Source organism: Geminocystis sp. CENA526 (assembly GCF_050753365.1).
GTDB lineage: Bacteria > Cyanobacteriota > Cyanobacteriia > Cyanobacteriales > Cyanobacteriaceae > Geminocystis.
Genome location: NZ_JBLZFY010000006.1, coordinates 24,065 through 44,236 on the forward strand (window position 1 = coordinate 24,065; position 20,172 = coordinate 44,236).

Consider the following 20,172-nt stretch of genomic DNA (forward strand, 5'->3'; position numbering starts at 1 on the left):
CCCGTTAATTAGCCATTACTTCGGCAAGAGTTTCCATAATTTCCGATCGCACTTCGATTAAATCGTGGATATGATTAATTCTTGGTTGAGGAGCATTAATAATCCATTCTCGATAAATTCTGCCGGGGTGACGACTCATTAAGAAAATGCGATCGCCTAGCAGTAAAGCCTCATCAATATCATGGGTGACAATTACTGCCGTACATTTTTCCTCAGCAATAACATTCAGTAACAGTTGTTGCATTTCTAAGCGAGTAATGGCATCTAAAGCACTAAAAGGCTCATCCATTAACAATAGTTGGGGAGAACGGGCAATGGTACGGGCGATCGCAACCCTTTGAGCCATACCTCCCGAAAGATGATGGGGATAGGTGCGATGACAATGATCTAAACCCACTTCAGACAGGGCATGATTAACTCGTTGCTGAATCTGCGAAGCAGTGAGAGAAGACATATTTTTCAGTTTTAAGCCTAACTCAACATTTTGCCTGACGGTTAACCAAGGTAATAAAGAGGCTTGTTGAAACATTAAACCGATATGGGGATGAGGGTTATGGATTTTTTCCCCATTAAGATAAATTGCCCCCTCATCGGCTTTTTGTAGTCCTGCGATCGTATTTAATAGAGACGATTTACCGCAACCACTCGCCCCTAATAAACAAATAATTTCCCGTTGTCTCACCTGCAAATTGATGTCCGTAAACACCGTCATTGAGCCATTACGACTATGATACTGTTTACTTAAATCCCGAACTGCAAGTACAATATTATTCTGGTTTTGAATCGTAGAAGATGGAAAAAAATCCGTTTGAATGTTCATGATTAATAATCATCTTGGGTTAGAGATTCAACCCCTCCTTATTAAGCAGGGGATTTTTAAATTCGAGAGGATTTTTAAAAGTCGCTTTAGCAGACTTTAGCTATTAGCTTTGTCAATTTATTGCAAAGCGAGTGATGTTAACTTTGTCAGACTGCTAGGCGAGTTATTGATGAAAAGCCATATCCCGCAAAGAAATAAATTTTTTTGCTAATAGCTCAACTCTACTAAAGTGAGTTAGGGAAAATCACAGGATGAGTTATTAGGCATCTCCGCAAATAAGGGCTAAAGACCTCACTACGAGCCTAAATCATGTAAAATCTTTTTCAGATGCTTTAACGCAGGAGTGACGATCGCCACAAAGTAAGATTCTCGTAAACGTCTATCTAAATCACTACCTTGTAAGTAACCCCTTGCACCAGCATATAAAATAGCGGATTGAGACGATCGCAATGCCAATTCTGAGGCTTGAATACGACATTTGACAACTTCTTGAAAAAAGGAAGTATCATCAGGAGTCTCTCGGTTATTTAATTTGTCGGCAAGGGTGTAACTTTTTAACCGTAATCCTTCTAAATCTTCCTCAATCGCTTCTAAGGTATCATCGAGAAAACCGTTAATATGGGCATATCGAAGGTTAAATTTTTTCATGGCATTAACACTGGCTTGTGTCACCCCTAAACCCATGCCTACTTGAGCTAAAATAAATCCTGCTTTAATATTTTTGATATATTCATCACAAGGTGAAGCAAGGATATATTCATCTGGCACAAATACCTCTCGAAATTGACAACTAAAAGTTTGACTGCCTTCGAGGGCGATAAAATGGGCGGTGGATTTGAGGTTTAATCCTTTGAAATCATCAGATACGATCGCCATTAAATAGTCATTACTATTAATAATTTGTGCTACTACAGCAAAATAATGACCTTTGCCCAAATTAGACACCCAAGGTAATAAACCATCAATGATGTATCCTCCCTCACAAGGTTTAGCGATTAAGGCGATTTTTTCAATATCTGCAAAATGCTTCATGGGGTTAGATAATCCCGTACCTGCCAAGACTTTACCCATAGCAATTTGAGGTAAAATATTTTTCTTGAGATAGGTATTTTCACTATTTTGAATGTACCAAACACAGGCAATATGACACCAAGTAATAAAACCTGTACACAAACAGGTTTCGGAGACTGTTTCAATCACCTGTAAAGCATTTCTAAATCCTCTCCCACTACCACCAAAGACGGGGGTAATTGTCTGTTGAAAACCACCCACTTCCCCTAATGTGTGCATAAAATCACGGGGATAGTAACCCTCTCGATCGATTTTACTAACTTTAGGAGATAGATTAAGTTTGATGGTACTTTTCACCCCATCCAAGAAAGAAAGGTTTTGGTGATGATTTTCGACTGGATATTCTAAGGTAGATTGCATAGAATGAATTTATGTTGAATTTTAAACCTCCCCTCAATACCTGTTATTAAAGGTAAATTAGGGGAATTTTTTTATGGAGATAATAACAAAATAAATAAATTAGGCTAAAGCCACATCAATATTCACGGGGAATCTTAACGTATTAGCCACAGGAGACCAATTATTAGAATGACTAATTAAATCTTCTAACTCCTCTCTGGTGGCATCTCCTTCAACGTTTACCTTCACCCGAATATCTGTAAAACCTAATCTTTTTTCGGATAAATCCCCAATTCCCCAGACTCCAGTAATATTAATATCTCCTTCCAAATTCAATTCCAATTTCCTTAAATTAATGCCCCTGGTGATAGCGTTGGCGTGAATACCCACAGATAAGCATGAACCTAAAGCAGCTAACACCGCTTCCGAAGGATTAGGAGCAGTGTCTTCTCCTAGTAAGGTGAGAGGTTCATCAATGACATGGGCCGGTAAATCTCTCACATAGTTCAAATTACGGAATTTTCGCTCTAAAACTGTTTTCGTTTTTACAGTGGCGATCGCACTAGGATTATTCCGAGCTTTATTGGCTAACTGTTGCAATCCTTCTTTACTAATAGGGGTAATAATATCTTCTTGATGTGATGTTTGGGACATAATTTTTCAAAAAATATAATTAAATTGTTTTTTAATTATATCCTAAAACATTTAAAAAAGAAACAAGGATTGATTGGTAGGTTGGGTTGAAAAAAGGAAACCCAACAAAATAAGGAAATTAACTTAATGCTTGATGGCGGATTCGATCGAGTGCATTTACTAATACATCAATTTCCTCTTTGGTATTATAAAAAGCAAAAGAAGGGCGCACCGTTGCTTCTAAGCCAAAACGTCTTAAAATAGGTTGGGCGCAATGATGCCCGGCACGAACCGCTATACCTTCTTTATTCAAGGCTTCGCCGATAGTTGTGGGATTAATTCCGTCTAAAATAAAGGAGATAACGGAGGCTTTTTCCGTTGCCGTACCGATAAAATGTAAACCATTGATGGTTTTAAGCCCTTCGGTAGCATATTCCAGTAATTCATGTTCATAACGGGCAATATTCTGTAAGCCTATGCGTTGCACATATTTTAACGCCGTAGCTAATCCTACCGCATCGGCAATGTTTCCTGTACCTGCTTCAAAACGAGTGGGAGTATTACGATAAATGGTTCGATCGAAAGTTACATCCACAATCATATTACCGCCTCCCTGCCAAGGAGGAGAAGCATTGAGTAAATCTTCCTTACCATAAACAACACCGATGCCCGTGGGAGCGAAGATTTTATGCCCAGAAAACACCAACCAATCCACATCTAAACTTTGTACATCAAGGGGAATATGAGGCACAGATTGAGCAGAATCTAATAAGACTTTAGCCCCGAAACGATGGGCTAAATCGATGATTTCACGGGCGGGGGTAATCGTACCTAAAGCATTGGAAACATGGGAGAAAGCCACTAATTTGGTGCGAGAATTGAGTAATTGTTGATACTCCGACAAAATAATTTGCCCACTGTCATCCACAGGAATTACCCTTAATTTTGCTCCCGTTTGAGAGGCTAACTGTTGCCAAGGTACAATATTAGCGTGGTGTTCTAAATGGCTTAAAATAATTTCATCTCCCGACTTAAGGTTTTGTACACCCCAAGTTTTTGCCACGAGGTTAATTCCTTCCGTTGTGCCTCTAACAAAGATAATTTCATTCACAGAAGAAGCATTGATAAAGTTTGCTACTGTAGCTCTAGCTTCCTCGTAAGCATCCGTAGCTCTGGAGGCTAATTCGTGAGCGGCACGGTGGATATTAGAGTTTTCGTGGCTATAAAAGTAAGCAAGTCGATCGATCACTACTTGGGGTTTATGAGTGGTAGCGGCATTATCAAACCAAATTAAGGGTTTACCGTTTACCGTTTCTTTTAGGATAGGAAAGTCATGGCGGATGGTTTCCACGTCAAAGCCTTCTATCTTGCCTTGATCTACTAAATGAGGTACATAAAAGGAAGTATTATTCTCAAGGGGTAAATTTCCATCGGAAGGATAGGTTAAAGTTTCTAAAAAATAATATTGGGGAATGAATTTGTCGGGAGTAGGAATCCCTGACGGGGTAATTTCTGAGGGTAAGGAAATAGGGGATAAATCTTCTGGGGATGAACAATATTTATTCGTAATGCTATTGGTGTTGACATCGGGAATTAAAATATTCACGGTATCTTCTGGGATGGTTGGAGAATTATCTTGATTAATTTGTTGGAATAATGCAGTGGCTAAGTTTTCCAATATTTCGGGGTGAAAAAAGGGGTTATGTCCATTTTGCTGTAACTCTGGCACTTCGATCGATTTAACTGTATTAATTTCTGATTTTGTCATATATTTAATTTTATTTATATAAGTAGGTTGGATTGAGATAACGAAACCCAACAATTTATCAATTTTATTTCTCGGTTGAGGTGGGTTGAACATTGTTCAACCCCTACAATACTTCTGTTTACTGATGATGTTGGTGGGCATTGCCCACCCTACTTTTTAGCTATAGTTATAGGTGTGATAATGGTTGACATCGACATTTTCTAAGACGGCTACAGCATCATCCGTTAAAATGGCGAGGGATGAATACAAGGAAATTAAGTAAGATGCGATCGCCTTCCGACTGATACCCATAAATCTGACGGATAAGCCTAAACCTTGTTGTCCGGGTAAATTAGGTTGATATAAACCTATTACCCCTTGACGATTTTCTCCCACACGCAATAATACTATATTGCTTTTCCCTTCTTCACTCACCGCTAATTTATCCGAAGGAATAAGGGGTACACCACGCCATGTGATGAATTGAGATCCAAATAAAGAAACCGTAGCAGGTGGCACTCCCCGACGGGTGGCTTCTCTCCCAAAAGCTGCGATCGCACGAGGATGAGCTAAAAAGAAGGCTGGTTCTTTCCATACCTTCACCAATAATTCATCCAAATCATCAGGAGTAGGAGCATTATTACGAGGTTGAATCCGTTGACTAGAGACGATATTATGGAGTAATCCGTATTCATGGTTATTGATTAACTCGCTCTCTTGACGTTCCTTTAAAATTTCAATAGTTACTCTTAATTGCTCATGAATTTGATCTTGAGGACTATTGTAAAGGTCAGAAATACGAGTATGAATATCTAAAACCGTATTCACCGCACTTAAAAAATACTCCCTCGGATGATCTTCATAATCTACAAATGTTTCGGGTAATTCACGCTCATCTCGTTCCGAAGCTACAACCTTAACATGAGAAGCATCTTTTACCTTGTTTAAGCGGTAAATACCAGCCTCTACAGAAGTCCAATGTAATAAACGAAGAAACCAACGGGGAGTAATACTCGCTAGTTGAGGAGGGGTTTTTGTCGCATTTGCTAACTGTCTAGCGGCAACATCCCCTAAAGATAATTGTTGTATATTCAAATTTTCATTAACTGTCATGAATAAATAGTCCTTATTGATTTGTGTTTACCGTTTTTATTTTCATGATTAGAAAAAATCTCTCTAACACCCCAACACCCCAACACCTTCACAAAAAAATTGGCAATAGGCACAATTCAAATTCCAGCCCCTTCATCGAAAATTTCTTGTCTAACTTTGGCTTGGCTAACAAAACTACCAGGTGGCACACTGCGAGTTAACCAAACGTTACCGCCAATGGTTGCCCCTTTACCAACGGTGATTCTGCCTAAAATGGTTGCCCCTGAATAAATTACGACATCATCTTCGATGATAGGATGACGAGCATTTCCTTTGATTACACTGCCTGTATTGTCTCTAGGGAAACTTTTTGCCCCTAAAGTTACAGCTTGATAGATGCGAACTCGATCGCCGATAATAGTAGTTTCACCAATTACTACTCCCGTACCATGATCAATGAAGAAACTGTTACCAATGGAAGCCCCCGGATGAATGTCAATGCCCGTAAGAGAATGACCAATTTCAGCGATAATTCGGGCTAATAAAGGGGAATTAAGCAGAAAAAGGGCATGGGCGATGCGATGATAACTAATGGCTGTTACCCCCGGATAGCAGAATAGTATTTCATCAAGGTTCTTAGCGGCAGGATCACCATGATAAGCGGCGATGACATCACTTTCTAATAGAGATTTGATTTGGGGTAACTGGGCGATAAAACCTTTAATCGTTTCTTGGGCTTGGCTTTTAATTAAATTGGAATCTAAGTGTAATTCATTACCTAATAACCAACGCTCTCGTTCGATCTGATTTTGCAGTAAATCAAGGGCTTCACTAAGATTATGTCCGATGAAATAACGGAGGGAATTTTGTCCTAATTCGGGATTGCCTAAATGAAAAGGAAACAAAACCGCTCGAATTTGATCAACAATGCGAAATAGAGCATCCCTTGAAGGCAAGGGTACAGGATTTTTTTTGAGAAATTGAGGAGAAAGGGGTTGAGATAACAAATCGATAATCTCATCTAAATTTCCCCTGTCGGAAGTATTCTCTATGACTTGAGGGCTAATTTTTGTGACATTATCATCGATTGTCATGCTGCTAACCCTTGTTCATTAAAGACTCCCTCAAATAATACAGAACTGAGATAACGCTCACCAGAGTCAGGTAAAATAACGACTATGGTTTTCCCTTGATATTCTGGTTTTTGGGCTAGTCTCACGGCAACTGCCGCCGCTGCACCACTAGAAATTCCTGATAAAATACCTTCTTCTTTGGCTAGTTTTTGGGCGTATAAAATAGCTTCTTCGTTAGTTACTCTCTCTACGGTATCAACTAATGATAAGTCGAGTACTTTTGGCACAAACCCAGCACCGATACCTTGGATTTTATGAGGACCAGATTTGACGGTTTCTCCTGTGATAGTTTGAGTAATCACGGGGCTATTTTCTGGCTCAACGGCGATACTTTGTATTGCTTTACCTTTAGTTTTTTTGATATACCGAGAAACTCCCGTAATTGTGCCACCAGTGCCGACTCCCGATACTAAAACGTCGATCGAGCCTTCCGTATCGTCCCAAATTTCAGGACCTGTAGTGGTTTCATGAATACGAGGATTGGCAGGATTACAGAATTGTTGCAGTAAAACGTATTTATCAGGGTTGGAAGCCACGATTTCTTCTGCTTTGGCGATCGCCCCAATCATCCCTTTAGAACCTTCTGTCAGTACCAAATTAGCACCATAAGCTCGTAAAAGTTTGCGTCTTTCTAAACTCATGGTTTCGGGCATGGTTAAGGTAACGGGAATCCCCTTCGATGCTGCAACAAAAGCTAAAGCGATACCCGTATTTCCGCTAGTGGGTTCAACAATTTCCTTCCCCTCCCCTAGTAAACCTCGTTCCTCGGCATCCCAAATTAAAGCCGAACCAAGACGGCATTTCACCGAGTAAGCGGGGTTACGCCCTTCAATTTTCGCCAATATAGTCGCATTACTATCCCCGGCTAAACGATTTAAACGTACCAGAGGAGTTTTCCCAATGGAAAGACTATTATCTTTATACCAATTAGCCATCAAAGTTACTCCTTGCGATATTTAATTAAATTTTAAAACATTCTCATTGCAAAAGCAAATATATTAAAATAATTTTACAATTAAATTAGGGTTTAAAAAAGTATTTTGATGAGGGTAAGCAACAAGCAACAGTGAAAAAAAATGATTTTAATTTTGCAAGAGGTCTATTACTACTTACTCTTTTACCAAATACGTCTTAAAACAATCTTTATCGGAATTTATATCTATGTCAAAAACATATTGACATGAATACTGATCCTATTCTAAGATAAAATGTTAACCTTTTCTTAACCTTTATGTTGTGACAAAAGTCATTAAGAAAAAAATACTGAGCAACTTTTGCTAAAGAGAGGATAAGTAATAATGAGTTGGACAGATTTTGCCCTCAGAATCACTGTAGCGTTTTTGTTAGGTTCAGTATTGGGGTTTGAACGTCAATGGCGACAAAGAATGGCAGGTTTACGCACCAGTACTTTAGTTTCTACAGGCTCTGCCTTATTTGTATTATTATCTGTATTAACTCCTAATGATGCTAGTCCGACTCGTATAGCGGCTCAAGTGGTTTCAGGAATTGGATTTTTAGCAGGGGGTGTTATTTTAAGAGAAGGTATCACCGTTAGGGGGTTGAATACGGCGGCTACGATTTGGTGTTCGGCGGCGATTGGCTCTTTAGCTGGTGGTGGGTTCATCTATCAGGCTTTTATGGGTGCGATCGCAGTTTTACTTTCCAATACGGTTTTACGCCCTATTGCCCATCGTATTAATCAACAATCCTTACAAGGTACAGAAAGACAGTTGGCTTATCAATTTTCTTTAGTCTGTCAACGAAAACAGGAAATTCACGTCAGAGCATTATTATTACAATCTTTAAACTCTAGTAATATAACCCTTCGCTCGTTACACAGTGAAGATTTTAGAGATACAACGGATAAGGTGGAAGTAGAAGCAGAAATGATGACTCAAACTAGGGATGATCAACTTTTAGAACAAATTGCCAGTAGATTAAGTTTGCAAAAAGGCGTTATTTCCGTGAGTTGGCGAGTATTAGAAGAAGAATTTGGTTAATTTGATAGCTGTGGGGTGGCAAAAATTATCAAATTAACTTAAAATGTTTTTCAATACAATTAAAATTAAAACAGAATAAGGAAAATGGCACATCCCGATTTAACGCAAAGAATCGCAGAAATAAAAACAAGGATTCAACAGGTTTCCCCCGATGATGTTGTAAACATTATCGAAAATCTCGATCGTAAAATTGTAATTTTAGATGTGAGAGAAGACTCGGAGTATGAAACAGGACATTTAGCCACAGCAATCAATCTTCCCTACATCGAAATAGAGGAGAAAATTAACCACATTATTACAGATAAATCAGCGACGATCGTATCTTATTGCCAAAGTGGAAATCGTAGTGCCTTAGCCACCGATACTTTAAATAAATTGGGTTATGAAAATGCTGTATCTTTAGCTGGAGGAATTACAGCATGGAAAACCGAAGGAAAAGCCGTCATCAATAAAGATTTCAGTCCAAATACCTCACATTAAATCAATTAAAACTTATGATTAATAACGTTGTTTCTATTTCTAATATCCCCACAGTTGCTATTATTGGTGGTGGTTTTAGTGGTTCATTAATTGCTACTCATTTACTCAGAAATGCTACTCAACCTTTAAAGATTAAATTGATCGATCGCAATGGTGAATTTGGTAAAGGTATTGCTTACTCCACGAAGGAAAATACTGATTTACTCAATGTTCCAGCAGGTAAGATGAGTGCTTTTCCTGATGATGCAGATCATTTATTACGTTGGCTAGAGTCTAACTCTACCACCCTCCAGTCTTTACTTCCTTCCCGAATATCCCATCGCACTTTTATCCCCCGTCAGGTGTACGGTTTATATATTCAATCAGTTCTCACGGAAGCACAAAATAGTTGCACTAATCATGTTTATTTAGAAAAGTTAAATCATGAAGCTATTTCGATCGAAAAGACTAACCAAGGGGTTTTGATTTCTCTTGATAATAACCAACATTTTCCAGCGGATAAAGTTATTTTAGCCATTGGTAATTCTCCCTCTAATCCTTCGCAAAGTCACAATAATTACTCTTATAATGCGTGGTCAAGTTCAGCGTTAGACAATATTGATTCTAATGCAGATATATTATTAGTGGGTACGGGTTTAACGATGGTAGATATAGTTACATCTTTACATAGTCGCAATCATCAAGGAAAAATATATGCTCTTTCTCGTCGGGGATTATCCCCCCAAAGTCATAAAAAAACCACTCCTTATCCGCTTTTTTTGACGGTAGAGAATGCTCCTTTAAATATCTTAAAATTATTTAAACTAATTCGTCATGAGGTGAGAAAAGGTCACGCTTTAGGTTACAATTGGAGATCGATCATTGATTCATTGCGCCCTATAACTCAACAATTATGGCAAAAATTACCGAAAACTGAGCAAAAACGGTTTTTACGTCATCTTACCCCCTATTGGGATATTCACCGTCATCGCATTGCCCCCAATGTGGGTGAGATTATCCACGCTAAATTAAAATCAGGACAATTGACTATCAATGCTGGAAGAATTAAAAGTTATCAAGTTCAAGAAGATAAAACAAAAGTCATAATTCGTCCACGTTATCAAAAGCAAAATACCGTTATTTTAGTCGATCGAGTGATTCATTGTCAGGGTATTGCCAACGATTATCGTAGTATATCTCATCCTCTGATTACCAACCTACAAGTACAAGGATTAATTCGCCTCAATAGTTTAGGTTTAGGCATCGATACCGATGGCAAAGGAAGAATCCTCAATGGTAATGGTAAAATTTCAGGATTATTATATACGATCGGCACTCCATGCCGGGGTGATTTATGGGAAACAACGGCTGTACCAGAATTAAGAAAACAAGCTCAAACCTTAGCAGAAAATATTTTAGCAGATTTAGAAGTGCAAAAAATAGAGTTAGTAACGACTCCATCTTTACGAAATGTATTGCCTAAAATTGCCTAGAGATAAAATCGAAGGCTAGAAGGCTAAAAGAATCGGAGATTTTAAAACATAAAGACGAAAAGGCTAGAAGAATCGGAGATAAAAAAAACTCGAATACTTAAAGGCTAAAAGACTCAATGACTTAAACTCGGATACTCAAAGGCTAAGAGACTCAGAAAAATTCAATTAATAATAATTGACTAATGTATAAGGGTAATAAATTAAGTTTTGTTCGCCTATTTATCAGTCTGCTTAATTTTAGTAAGTTTGACAAAAAACAGTCATCAATTATTTTTATCAAATCTCCTTTACTCATCATAAAAAATAATTTCAAGGAAAAATAATTACTCAATTCAATAATCTATTCTAAGATGAAAACAATTTTTCTCAGGGGTGTAATTTATGTTTAATAACGGTTTTTTTGACATTTCAAATCCCATCACTATTGCTATTGTTGGCGGTGGTTTTAGTGGTTCATTAATAGCAGTACACCTCTTGAAAAATGCGACTCAACCTCTGATTATTAAACTTATTGAGCGAAATCAAGAAATTGGTAAAGGTATCGCTTACGGCACTCAAGAAAAAGGTCATTTATTAAATGTTTCCGCAGGAAATATGAGCGCTTTTCCTCAAGATGCAGGGCATTTTTTACGATGGCTTAACTATAATCAGGATCAATTAAAAAGTATTCTACCAAGTTCGATCAATCCTAGTAGTTTTATCCCTCGTAAAGTTTACGGTTTATACATTCAATCAATTTTAGCAGAAGCCCAAGCCACTAGCCCCCATGATATTCGTTTGGAAACCTTAAAGGATGAAGTAGTGGGAGTAGAAAAAACAGAAAAGGGTGGTTTAATATCCTTGCGTAGCGGTAGATGTTTTACAGCCGATAAAGTAATTTTAGCCATTGGTAATTCTCCCTCTCTCCCCTCTCACACAACTTATTCTTACAATGCTTGGTTAAATTCAGCCTTAGAGAATCTCGATACCCATGCAGATATATTATTAGTAGGCACTGGTTTAACTATGGTAGATATAGTTGTGGCACTTCGTGAAAGAAACCATCAAGGCAAACTTTACGCCCTTTCTCGTCGAGGATTATATCCCCAAAGTCATGAGAAAGCTAAGGCTTATCCCTCTTTTTTGACGGTGGAAAATGCCCCAAATACCACCAGAAAATTAGTAAGACGTATTCGTCAAGAGATTGAAAAAGCACAGCAAGAAGGCTATAATTGGCGATCGATCATCGATTCCTTACGCCCTATAACTCAGAAAATATGGCAAAAATTATCAAAAATTGAGCAAAAACGGTTTTTACGTCATGTTACCCCCTATTGGGATATTCACCGTCATCGCATTGCCCCTAGTATTGCAGAGATTATCTCAGAAAAGTTAAACAATGCACAATTAAGTATCAACGCAGGAAGAATCAAAGGTTATGAGCATCAAGGAGATAAAATAGCGGTAACGATTCGCCCTCGCCGTCAAAATCAAGATAAAGTTATTTTAGTCGATCGAGTGATTAATTGTACAGGCATTCCTGCGGATTATCGTAACTCTAACCATCCCTTAATTAAGGATTTACAAGCACAAGGATTAATTAGGGCAAATATTTTAGGATTAGGACTCGATAGTAATGCTAATGGTCAAATTATCTCTGCTAATGGCGAAATTTCTTCGTTTCTCTACCTAATTGGTACACCTCGTAAAGGGGATTTATGGGAAACTATCGCCGTGCCAGAATTGAGACATCAAGCCCAATCTTTAGCTGAGAAAATCTTAGCAGATCTTCCCTTACAAGTGCGCCCATTACCCAGTCAATCTACTCCCGTTTTTACCCAAAGCAATGAGGTTAAGGCAAATACTCTCTTATTCCGTCAATTTTTTGATCCTGAAACCAGCAGTTATACTTATCTTATCGCTGACAATGTCACTAAAGAAGCTGTGTTAGTGGATTCGGTATTAGAACAAGTCGATCGAGATTTAGAAGTATTAGACGAATTAGGGTTAAAATTGGTTTACTGTTTAGAAACCCATCTTCACGCTGATCATATCACGGGGGCAGGAAAACTGCGACAAATTAAGGGATGCAAAGTTATTGTACCCTATAACCCTTCCGTTACCAAAGCCGATCGCTCTTTAAGTGGTGGCGAAACATTACAACTAGGTTCAGTCTCCATCAAAACTATCACCACTCCCGGACATACAGCTAGTCACATTGCTTATTTAGTCAACAAAACCCACCTTTTAACGGGAGATGCCTTATTTATTCGAGGTTGTGGTAGAACAGACTTTCAAGGGGGTGACGCAGGTACATTATATGATGTTGTGACAGAAAAATTATTCACCCTTCCCGACGAAACCTTAGTTTATCCTGCCCACGATTACAAAGGTCGTACCGTTTCCACTATTGGGGAAGAAAAACGCCTTAATCCTCGTTTTGTCGATCGAACCCGTGAAGAATTTATTACCATTATGAGTAACCTCAATTTAAGCTATCCCAAAAAGATGGATTCTGCTGTACCTGCCAACGAATATTGTGGGGACTTTATTTCTCAAGATAGCATTATTAATAACATTAATTTGGCACAGGAAGAAAAAGAAAAAATAGCGGAAACTGTAGATAAAAATACCGAAATTTATAACGATTATTTTGCCATGTACATATAATTTAAGGTCGAAGGTCGAATGATAGCAATCACGAATTATTTATGAGAAATAAATGATTAGAAAAAAATATCGAAGATACGACTAATCTTGCCTGTTGCCTTCTATGATAAGATAATTCTCACAACTCATAACTGACTGCTATATATTATTAATTTTGATGATAATTAGTAATAATTCTATTAATTTCGGTTATTAAAAATACTCATTAAAATTATACAAAGTTTCAAAATCTTGATTTTTGATTATTTAACAATCTAACACCTAAAACCTAACACCTCCCCTCATTTAAACACTTTTTTCAGGCCCAGTTTCTACTGGAAGATCCGTTGTGCTATATTCTGTCCATGAACCCTCATAAATTCTTACGTTCGGATAACCTAGCAAGTGTTTTAAGACAACATATTGTAGAGTAGCTTCTCTCCCCGTACTGCAAGAAACGATGATAGTATCACTAGGCTTAATGTTACGACTAGCTAATATCTGCTTAATTTCCTCCAAAGATTTTAATTGATGAGGATTTTTCAAGGCTTCATTGGAATTATTGGCTTCGGTAAAAGTAGGCCAAGGTATATTTTTCGCCCCTGGAATATGTCCATTTCTAACCCAAAGATTGGTTTTACCTTCAAAAAGATCCGCCGGACGAGGATCAATGATTACGACATCTTTCTTACCGATAAGAGGTTCTAATTCTTTTAAATTAATCCGAATAGAAGGGTTATCTTTTAAGCTAAATTTACCTTGTTCATAGCGAGGAAATTCTTTGGTAACGTCTTTTTGAGCATCTTTATAGCCCTTGTATCCCCCGTCTAATACCGCAATATTTTTAGCACCCGATCGTTCTAATAAATAAGCAACCATTGTCGCACCTAAAACATTATTACCATCGGAATAAACTACTACAGTATCGTCATTGCTGATTCCTGCTTTACCAAATAATTGAGCAATTTTTTGTTCTTCCCAATATTGTACAGGTAAAAAACCATTAGGTCCACGAAAGTTATTATCGGCAATGTTGACAGCCTTCGGTAAATGACCGTCTATGTATTCTAAAGGATTGATGCGCACATCTAAAATTTTCAGCTTAGGATTATTACTATTTTGTTCTATCCAACTAGGAGAAACAAATTGAATGGTAGAGGAAGGATTCGCCATCATCGGGGAGAAAGATAACCAAAAAATAGTAAACAATACTCCAAAAAAAATGACGAAATGACGAAAAAGTTTAGGGGAAAACCACTTTTGAGATATATTCCAAAATGTTTGCATGATTATAATTGTCTTTGGTTCTGATTAATATTGACATTTTTCATTATAATCTAATTTATTTTTAATTGCAATGAAAAACATTTAAGAAAATATTTAAGTTAGTTTATAATCAAAAAAACCTTATTTGCTTTAACATTTTTAAAGGAGAGAGAAAAAATGTGGCAATGGAAGAATAAATACTCATTGAAACTTGATAAGACTAAGTTTGATCAAAGAATCTGTTATAGAATAAGCAAAATGTTATTATTTACCCTAATTTTCCCATGTGTCAACTTTTAGGCATGAATTGCAACGTGCCAACGGATATTTGTTTTTCTTTTGAAGGTTTCTGTGCTAGAGGTGGTAAAACAGATGAACATCGTGATGGTTGGGGTATCGCTTTTTTTGAAGATTTGGGCTGTCGTATCTTCTTAGATGATAACCCTTCGATCGAATCTCCTGTTGCTCAATTAGTCAAACAATACCCCATTAAATCAAAAAACGTTATCGCCCATATTCGTAAAGCCACTCACGGCAAAATCGGCTTAGAAAATTGTCATCCCTTTCAGCGTGAATTATGGGGAAATTACTGGGTTTTCGCCCATAACGGCAACTTAGATAACTTTGAGCCTACACTAACAGGATTATATCAACCTGTCGGCACAACGGACAGTGAAAAAGCCTTTTGTTTCTTACTCGAAAGCCTCCGCCAACATTTTCCTGATGGTAAGCCCACTTTAGAGCAACTTTATCCTATTCTCCAAAATGTGACGGATAGTCTATCTAAATACGGCATTTTCAATTATTTACTCTCCAATGGAGAATATCTTTTTGCCCATTGTTCGACTAAATTACACTATATCATTCGTCAAGCACCCTTCGCTCCCGCCCACTTAATCGATGAAGATGTTACTGTTGACTTTCGGGCTTTAACGACTAATGACGATCGAGTGGCGATTATAGCTACTTTACCATTAACAGATAACGAAATATGGACACCGATTAAAGAGGGTGAATTGCTGGTTTTTCAAGACGGTAAACTATTGCTATAAACTCTCACTCATGACGCAAAGATAAGTAGGGTGGGTAATACCCACCATTTAACTATTATAAATATCTTTAAATTTTCTTTAACAATATTTATGAATTAAATTAATTAAGGTTTCTTTTTCAAAGGGTTTTGGTAAAAAATCCCTCGCTCCAGTAGTAGTTAAAATATCGTTACTAATATTTTTTTCCCCACTAATTAAAATAATAGGAATTGATTTAAAAACAGGACTACTTTTGAGAATTTTGCATAATCTATTACCATTAATACCGGGCATAGAAATATCCATAATAATTAAATCAGGATTACTTTTAAATAGATAAGATAAAGATTTCATCGGATCTGAAATAGTACTTAAATTATATTTATTTTCGTCTAAATAAGCGCTAATTATTTCTAACATTGCTGGGCTATCATCAATACAAACGATCGAATATTTTTTCTGACTTTCTTTAGTTTTTGGCGGTTCAATTGAATCAATTTTTTCAGAATCAACTGATAATTTTTGAGGAATATATAGGGGAATTTGGGGCAGTAAATCTAGGGGAGCTTTTGGGGGGTGTAAATGTAAAACTTTATGTTGAATATAAGTGGATAATAATTGAGCTAATTTTAGTTCATCTTGTTTGATAAAAACTGCTAATTCTCTGATACTTAAACCATTCATTAAACGGACTAATTGTTTTAGTACTTTAACGGAAAGAGAGCCAGAATTGGTATATTTATCTAATAAACTAGGATTATTACAAGTTGGTCTCTGATGGGGAGAAGTGATAGTTGGGCTTAATTTTTGCCATAATTCCCAACGATGATGAATATTTTTAATCAAAGGTTTAACTTCTAATAAATCTGCATTATTAACCCTCTCATTTTCTAGTAATTTTAAGGGTTTTATTTCATGATTTAATATTGCTTCATTTTGATGTTTAGTAAGCCAATATAAGGATTCGATCGCATCTTCGGTAATTTTTCTTTTTAAAAGTTCTCTTTGTTTACTATTAATAAAACCCCCTCTTTCTAGCAAAGAAATTTGATGTTTAATATCAGTTTTATTATGTTCTAAAAACGTAAATTTTGAGACATTGACATTTCCAATACTGTGTAAATAATATTTTAAAGTGTTTCCTGATTGTAAAGAATGAGTAGCAAATTCGAGTTTTCCATCTAATAAAGAGAGTTGCCATAAAATATCATTCTTATTAATTTCAATTTGACCAGTAGTAGCAGATATGTTAATATCTTCAAATAAATTAACGGGTTTTAAAGTGGTATTCATAATTGATATTTCCTCAATTTTAATAGTAGTTATTAGGGTGGATATTGTACAGTTAGGAGGGTGGGCATTGCCCACCAAGAAGGATTTTATTGACTAAACTAACGATAAATAAATTTTATTTCTCACACCAAAATTATTAAATAAAAATAATAGTTTTACATCGAGAAGACTGCTTATTCTGTTTAATTAAAAATCTTATTTTTATCATAATTATTTATTAGTTAATAGTTTTAATTTATTTAATAATTCTTGTTCATTAAAAGGTTTAGAAAAGTAATCAATTGCTCCTAATTTTAAAGCGATTTTTCGATGCTTTTCATTACTGCGAGAAGTTAACATAATAATTGGTAAATCTTTAAATTCTTTTTTACTTTTCACTTCCTCTAATAAACCATAACCATCTAAACGAGGCATCTCCACATCGGAAATTACAGCTTTCACCGATAAACCATTGAATAATTTATCCACCCCTTCCCTGCCGTCTTTAGCTTCTTCTACTTGATACCCAGCTTTTTCAAGGGTTAAGGCTAAATAGTTCCGCACGTTAATAGAGTCATCCACTATCAAAATTCGCTTAATTTCTTCTTGATAAATGGTATGTTTAGAGATATTTTTACTCTCAAAATTATTACTAAAACATCCTTGTATCATATCCACTGGATCAACTAGGGGAATAACTCGACCATCCCCTAATATAATGGAGCTATTAAAGCCACTAGGTAAATCAATTGGAGTTTGAATGGGATATACCGTAACTTCTTGCTCACCCCAAACTTTATCAATGTAAACACTGCTTAATGTACTGCTTTCACCCACCACTAAAACAGTAGTACGATCGAGCAGAGGATTACCTTTAAGGGGATTGGCTTTATAGGCACGGTTAAAAATTAGGTAGTCTTCTATTTTAATTAAGGGGATTTTTTGACTATTCCAATGGATATATTCTGTAGTTTCATCAGTGGTAATTTCTTGAGGGAGAAAGGCTTTTAACTCCCGAATACTGTTAAGGGGAATAGCAAACACAAATCCACTTCTTTCTAGTAACATTACCTTTAATACTGAGAGAGAAAAAGGAATATTAATCGTAAAGGTTGTACCCTTGCCTTCTTGGGTTTTAACTTGAATATCCCCCCGAATTTCTTTTAGGTTAGTGCGGACTACATCCATACCAACGCCACGCCCTGAAAGTTCGGTAACTTGTTCTTTTGTACTAAAACCAGGCTCAAAAATATAGTCCAAAATTTGGGCTTCAGACATTTCCTCAACAATTTGCGGTGGAATACCTTTACTTAAAAGACGGTTTTTAATTTGCTTTAAGGGGATACCGCCTCCATCATCTTCAATCGTAATTATAGTTTGATTAGCTCGATTAACTGCAGAAATAATGATTTTACCTTCGGGAGGTTTCCAGTTCGCAATACGAATGTCGCTAGGCTCGATCCCATGATCAAAAGCATTGCGTAATAAGTGATTGAGGGGTGAATTAAGTTTGTCTAACACCGATCGATCGATGAGAGTACCTTCTCCTTTGATTTGTAGTTTTACTTTTTTCTGAAATTGTATTGACAAATCCCTCATCATGCGGGGAAATTGTTTGACGACATCGGCAAAGGGTGTCATTTGAGTGCGAGTCACATTTTTCTGCAATGCACTGGTAGTTTGATTTAATTCACTGATCGAACCTTGCATATCTACTAACCCTAGCTGAATATCGGTACTAACTTCCTTGAGTTGCACAATGGTTTCAATTTGCTCTTGAGTTACAAGGTGTAAATCGGTATAACGATCCATTTCTAAGATGTCAAAATCGCTGTTTAATTGGGAAGATGAGCCATTATTATTAGTAGTGGTGACTAATGTTGTTTGAGGTGTATTGATTAAGCCTTCAATAGAAGCTCGATCGTACCACTTTTTCAACTGCTCTTGAGATTCTTCCAGTTTCATCATTCTTTCATACATTAAAGAAGCAAAATTTTTCAACTCCTCCAATTGGGAATTGATAATATTACGCTCAAGAATCAACTTACCAAACAGGGTGTTAAACTGGGTTAACTGTTTCGCAGGAATCCTCACCATTTGCACTGTTTCACTGATGACTGGAGGAGAAGTTTTAACCTCTTTTGTCTTCGTAATGGTAATTTCTTCCAATGGAAAAGACTGTAATTCTTGTGCTAAAAATTCTTCATCAAGGTTATTTAATTCCCCTTCTAAGGCAACTAAATCAATATCTAAACCCTCAGTTTCTCCAAAATTAATTTCTGTATCAAGGGTAAAAGGAATAAAATCAAAGGTTGTGGGTATTTTCTCTAAACTACCACGAAGGGCGAGAGAGTGCGATCGTTTCCAAATATTAACAGCTTCTTCGGCAAGATTCGACAAATTATCAATATCTGTAATCATCGCCTGTTGTTGTATTGCCTGAGATAATTCGGTAAAAGGTGCAATATCTGCCATTTGACTAAACACCATCAATTCTTCCGTAAGGAGAATTAAACCTTGTTGTAACTCATTTCCTGACAGATGGGGGATTTGTTGGGCAAACTCATCTAATAGTCGATCGACTTCTTCTTGAAATAGCTCTAATTCACTACCAGAACCTTGATTGAGGGCAAAAAGGTCATTTTCGTCCTTTTCTTGTAAATCCCCTAAAAATTGTTTTAAACCGTCAAATACGGCGATATTTTGTATTTCTAAGGTTGTATTATTAAAATCTCCTCGATTCTGGTGGAAATGCACAATATGACGTAAATTATCAACTCCTTGCAAAAAGAGGGTTTGTAAATCATCGGTGATAGTAATAGAGTCAAAACGAAGCCGTAGAATTTTGAGAAAATCCTCGAAACGATGAGCGGTATTACTTAAATCCGTAAACCCCATCATTCCAGCACCCCCTTTCAAGGAATGTGCCGATCGCAAAGCCAAGTCAAGACTATAGACATCCGTGGCTCGATCGTGTATTTTTAAAAAGACATCCTCAAGTTGATCTAAATAACTATGAGCTTCATCCAGAAAATTGAACTTAATTTGCGTTTCTCTATCCATAATATTAACTCCATGTAGGTTGGGTTGAGGTACGAAACCCAAAAAATTAAGTATAAAATTACTAATGATCAGATTTAATGTGTGAAAAACTTTTAACGATGAAATTAATTGATTTGTGGTGTTGG

At 36.7% G+C, this 20,172-nt stretch carries 14 protein-coding genes and 2 pseudogenes; 6 read left to right on the forward strand and 10 right to left on the reverse strand.

What is annotated here, in order from left to right; genetic code table 11:
- Positions 1 to 4: 4 nt before the first annotated feature.
- From ACN4EE_RS03300 to cysK, 7 genes are all read right to left on the reverse strand, one after another.
- Positions 5 to 820: an ABC transporter ATP-binding protein gene (locus ACN4EE_RS03300; RefSeq protein ID WP_431704973.1), complete on the reverse strand. Its 816-nt coding sequence runs from the start codon at positions 818 to 820 to the stop codon at positions 5 to 7.
- A 294-nt stretch (positions 821 to 1,114) separates the two neighbouring features.
- On the reverse strand, positions 1,115 to 2,251 hold the full coding sequence (locus ACN4EE_RS03305; RefSeq protein WP_431704974.1) for an acyl-CoA dehydrogenase family protein: 1,137 nt from the start codon (positions 2,249 to 2,251) through the stop codon (positions 1,115 to 1,117).
- A 99-nt stretch (positions 2,252 to 2,350) separates the two neighbouring features.
- Positions 2,351 to 2,884, reverse strand: a complete 534-nt coding sequence (locus ACN4EE_RS03310) for an OsmC family protein (protein WP_431704975.1) — start codon at positions 2,882 to 2,884, stop codon at positions 2,351 to 2,353.
- 118 nt (positions 2,885 to 3,002) lie between these two features.
- On the reverse strand, positions 3,003 to 4,631 hold the full coding sequence (locus tag ACN4EE_RS03315) for a family 2A encapsulin nanocompartment cargo protein cysteine desulfurase (protein ID WP_431704976.1): 1,629 nt from the start codon (positions 4,629 to 4,631) through the stop codon (positions 3,003 to 3,005).
- Between the two features lie 156 nt (positions 4,632 to 4,787).
- The gene (locus ACN4EE_RS03320) at positions 4,788 to 5,723 is read right to left on the reverse strand and encodes a family 2A encapsulin nanocompartment shell protein (RefSeq protein ID WP_431704977.1); all 936 of its coding nucleotides are present in this window, start codon (positions 5,721 to 5,723) and stop codon (positions 4,788 to 4,790) included.
- Positions 5,724 to 5,839: 116 nt separating this feature from the next.
- Entirely contained in the window at positions 5,840 to 6,796 is a 957-nt protein-coding gene (gene epsC / locus ACN4EE_RS03325; protein WP_431704978.1) for a serine O-acetyltransferase EpsC, read from the reverse strand.
- A complete protein-coding gene (cysK, locus tag ACN4EE_RS03330) occupies positions 6,793 to 7,770 on the reverse strand; it encodes a cysteine synthase A (RefSeq protein ID WP_431704979.1) in 978 nt (325 codons plus the stop codon). Before cysK ends, epsC begins: the two co-directional genes overlap by 4 nt.
- Positions 7,771 to 8,133: 363 nt before the next feature.
- On the opposite strand from cysK, the gene ACN4EE_RS03335 reads away from it, so the two are divergent.
- The 5 genes and pseudogenes from ACN4EE_RS03335 to ACN4EE_RS03355 form a co-directional block, all read left to right on the forward strand.
- A complete protein-coding gene (locus ACN4EE_RS03335) occupies positions 8,134 to 8,835 on the forward strand; it encodes an MgtC/SapB family protein (protein ID WP_431704980.1) in 702 nt (233 codons plus the stop codon).
- Positions 8,836 to 8,919: 84 nt separating this feature from the next.
- A complete protein-coding gene (locus ACN4EE_RS03340) occupies positions 8,920 to 9,315 on the forward strand; it encodes a rhodanese-like domain-containing protein (protein WP_431704981.1) in 396 nt (131 codons plus the stop codon).
- A gap of 14 nt (positions 9,316 to 9,329) precedes the next feature.
- Positions 9,330 to 10,787, forward strand: a complete 1,458-nt coding sequence (locus tag ACN4EE_RS03345) for an FAD/NAD(P)-binding protein (protein ID WP_431704982.1) — start codon at positions 9,330 to 9,332, stop codon at positions 10,785 to 10,787.
- Between the two features lie 381 nt (positions 10,788 to 11,168).
- Positions 11,169 to 11,669 (forward strand): annotated as a pseudogene (locus ACN4EE_RS03350) (FAD/NAD(P)-binding protein); the annotation flags it as partial.
- Positions 11,670 to 12,632: 963 nt separating this feature from the next.
- A pseudogene (locus ACN4EE_RS03355) lies at positions 12,633 to 13,313 on the forward strand (MBL fold metallo-hydrolase); the annotation flags it as partial.
- Positions 13,314 to 13,721: 408 nt separating this feature from the next.
- On the opposite strand, the gene ACN4EE_RS03360 reads toward ACN4EE_RS03355, so the two are convergent.
- A complete protein-coding gene (locus tag ACN4EE_RS03360) occupies positions 13,722 to 14,702 on the reverse strand; it encodes a sulfurtransferase (protein WP_431704983.1) in 981 nt (326 codons plus the stop codon).
- 263 nt (positions 14,703 to 14,965) lie between these two features.
- On the opposite strand from ACN4EE_RS03360, the gene ACN4EE_RS03365 reads away from it, so the two are divergent.
- Entirely contained in the window at positions 14,966 to 15,733 is a 768-nt protein-coding gene (locus ACN4EE_RS03365) for a class II glutamine amidotransferase (protein ID WP_431704984.1), read from the forward strand.
- 78 nt (positions 15,734 to 15,811) lie between these two features.
- Here the strand turns inward: ACN4EE_RS03365 and ACN4EE_RS03370 are convergent, their stop codons facing one another.
- Complete coding sequence (locus ACN4EE_RS03370; RefSeq protein ID WP_431704985.1) at positions 15,812 to 17,005, reverse strand: response regulator; 1,194 nt, start codon at positions 17,003 to 17,005, stop codon at positions 15,812 to 15,814.
- A 210-nt stretch (positions 17,006 to 17,215) separates the two neighbouring features.
- Positions 17,216 to 20,047, reverse strand: coding sequence for a response regulator (locus ACN4EE_RS03375; RefSeq protein WP_431704986.1), 2,832 nt, complete (start codon positions 20,045 to 20,047; stop codon positions 17,216 to 17,218).
- Between the last annotated feature and the right edge of the window lie 125 nt (positions 20,048 to 20,172).

Excerpts from the sequence above, each read along its gene's own strand:
- ACN4EE_RS03300 (WP_431704973.1), bottom strand. The coding sequence starts at position 820 with ATGAACATTCAAACGGATTTTTTTCCATCTTCTACGATTCAAAACCAG.
- ACN4EE_RS03305 (WP_431704974.1), bottom strand. The coding sequence starts at position 2,251 with ATGCAATCTACCTTAGAATATCCAGTCGAAAATCATCACCAAAACCTT.
- ACN4EE_RS03310 (WP_431704975.1), bottom strand. The coding sequence starts at position 2,884 with ATGTCCCAAACATCACATCAAGAAGATATTATTACCCCTATTAGTAAA.
- ACN4EE_RS03315 (WP_431704976.1), bottom strand. The coding sequence starts at position 4,631 with ATGACAAAATCAGAAATTAATACAGTTAAATCGATCGAAGTGCCAGAG.
- ACN4EE_RS03320 (WP_431704977.1), bottom strand. The coding sequence starts at position 5,723 with ATGACAGTTAATGAAAATTTGAATATACAACAATTATCTTTAGGGGAT.
- epsC (WP_431704978.1), bottom strand. The coding sequence starts at position 6,796 with ATGACAATCGATGATAATGTCACAAAAATTAGCCCTCAAGTCATAGAG.
- cysK (WP_431704979.1), bottom strand. The coding sequence starts at position 7,770 with ATGGCTAATTGGTATAAAGATAATAGTCTTTCCATTGGGAAAACTCCT.
- ACN4EE_RS03335 (WP_431704980.1), top strand. The coding sequence starts at position 8,134 with ATGAGTTGGACAGATTTTGCCCTCAGAATCACTGTAGCGTTTTTGTTA.
- ACN4EE_RS03340 (WP_431704981.1), top strand. The coding sequence starts at position 8,920 with ATGGCACATCCCGATTTAACGCAAAGAATCGCAGAAATAAAAACAAGG.
- ACN4EE_RS03345 (WP_431704982.1), top strand. The coding sequence starts at position 9,330 with ATGATTAATAACGTTGTTTCTATTTCTAATATCCCCACAGTTGCTATT.
- ACN4EE_RS03360 (WP_431704983.1), bottom strand. The coding sequence starts at position 14,702 with ATGCAAACATTTTGGAATATATCTCAAAAGTGGTTTTCCCCTAAACTT.
- ACN4EE_RS03365 (WP_431704984.1), top strand. The coding sequence starts at position 14,966 with ATGTGTCAACTTTTAGGCATGAATTGCAACGTGCCAACGGATATTTGT.
- ACN4EE_RS03370 (WP_431704985.1), bottom strand. The coding sequence starts at position 17,005 with ATGAATACCACTTTAAAACCCGTTAATTTATTTGAAGATATTAACATA.
- ACN4EE_RS03375 (WP_431704986.1), bottom strand. The coding sequence starts at position 20,047 with ATGGATAGAGAAACGCAAATTAAGTTCAATTTTCTGGATGAAGCTCAT.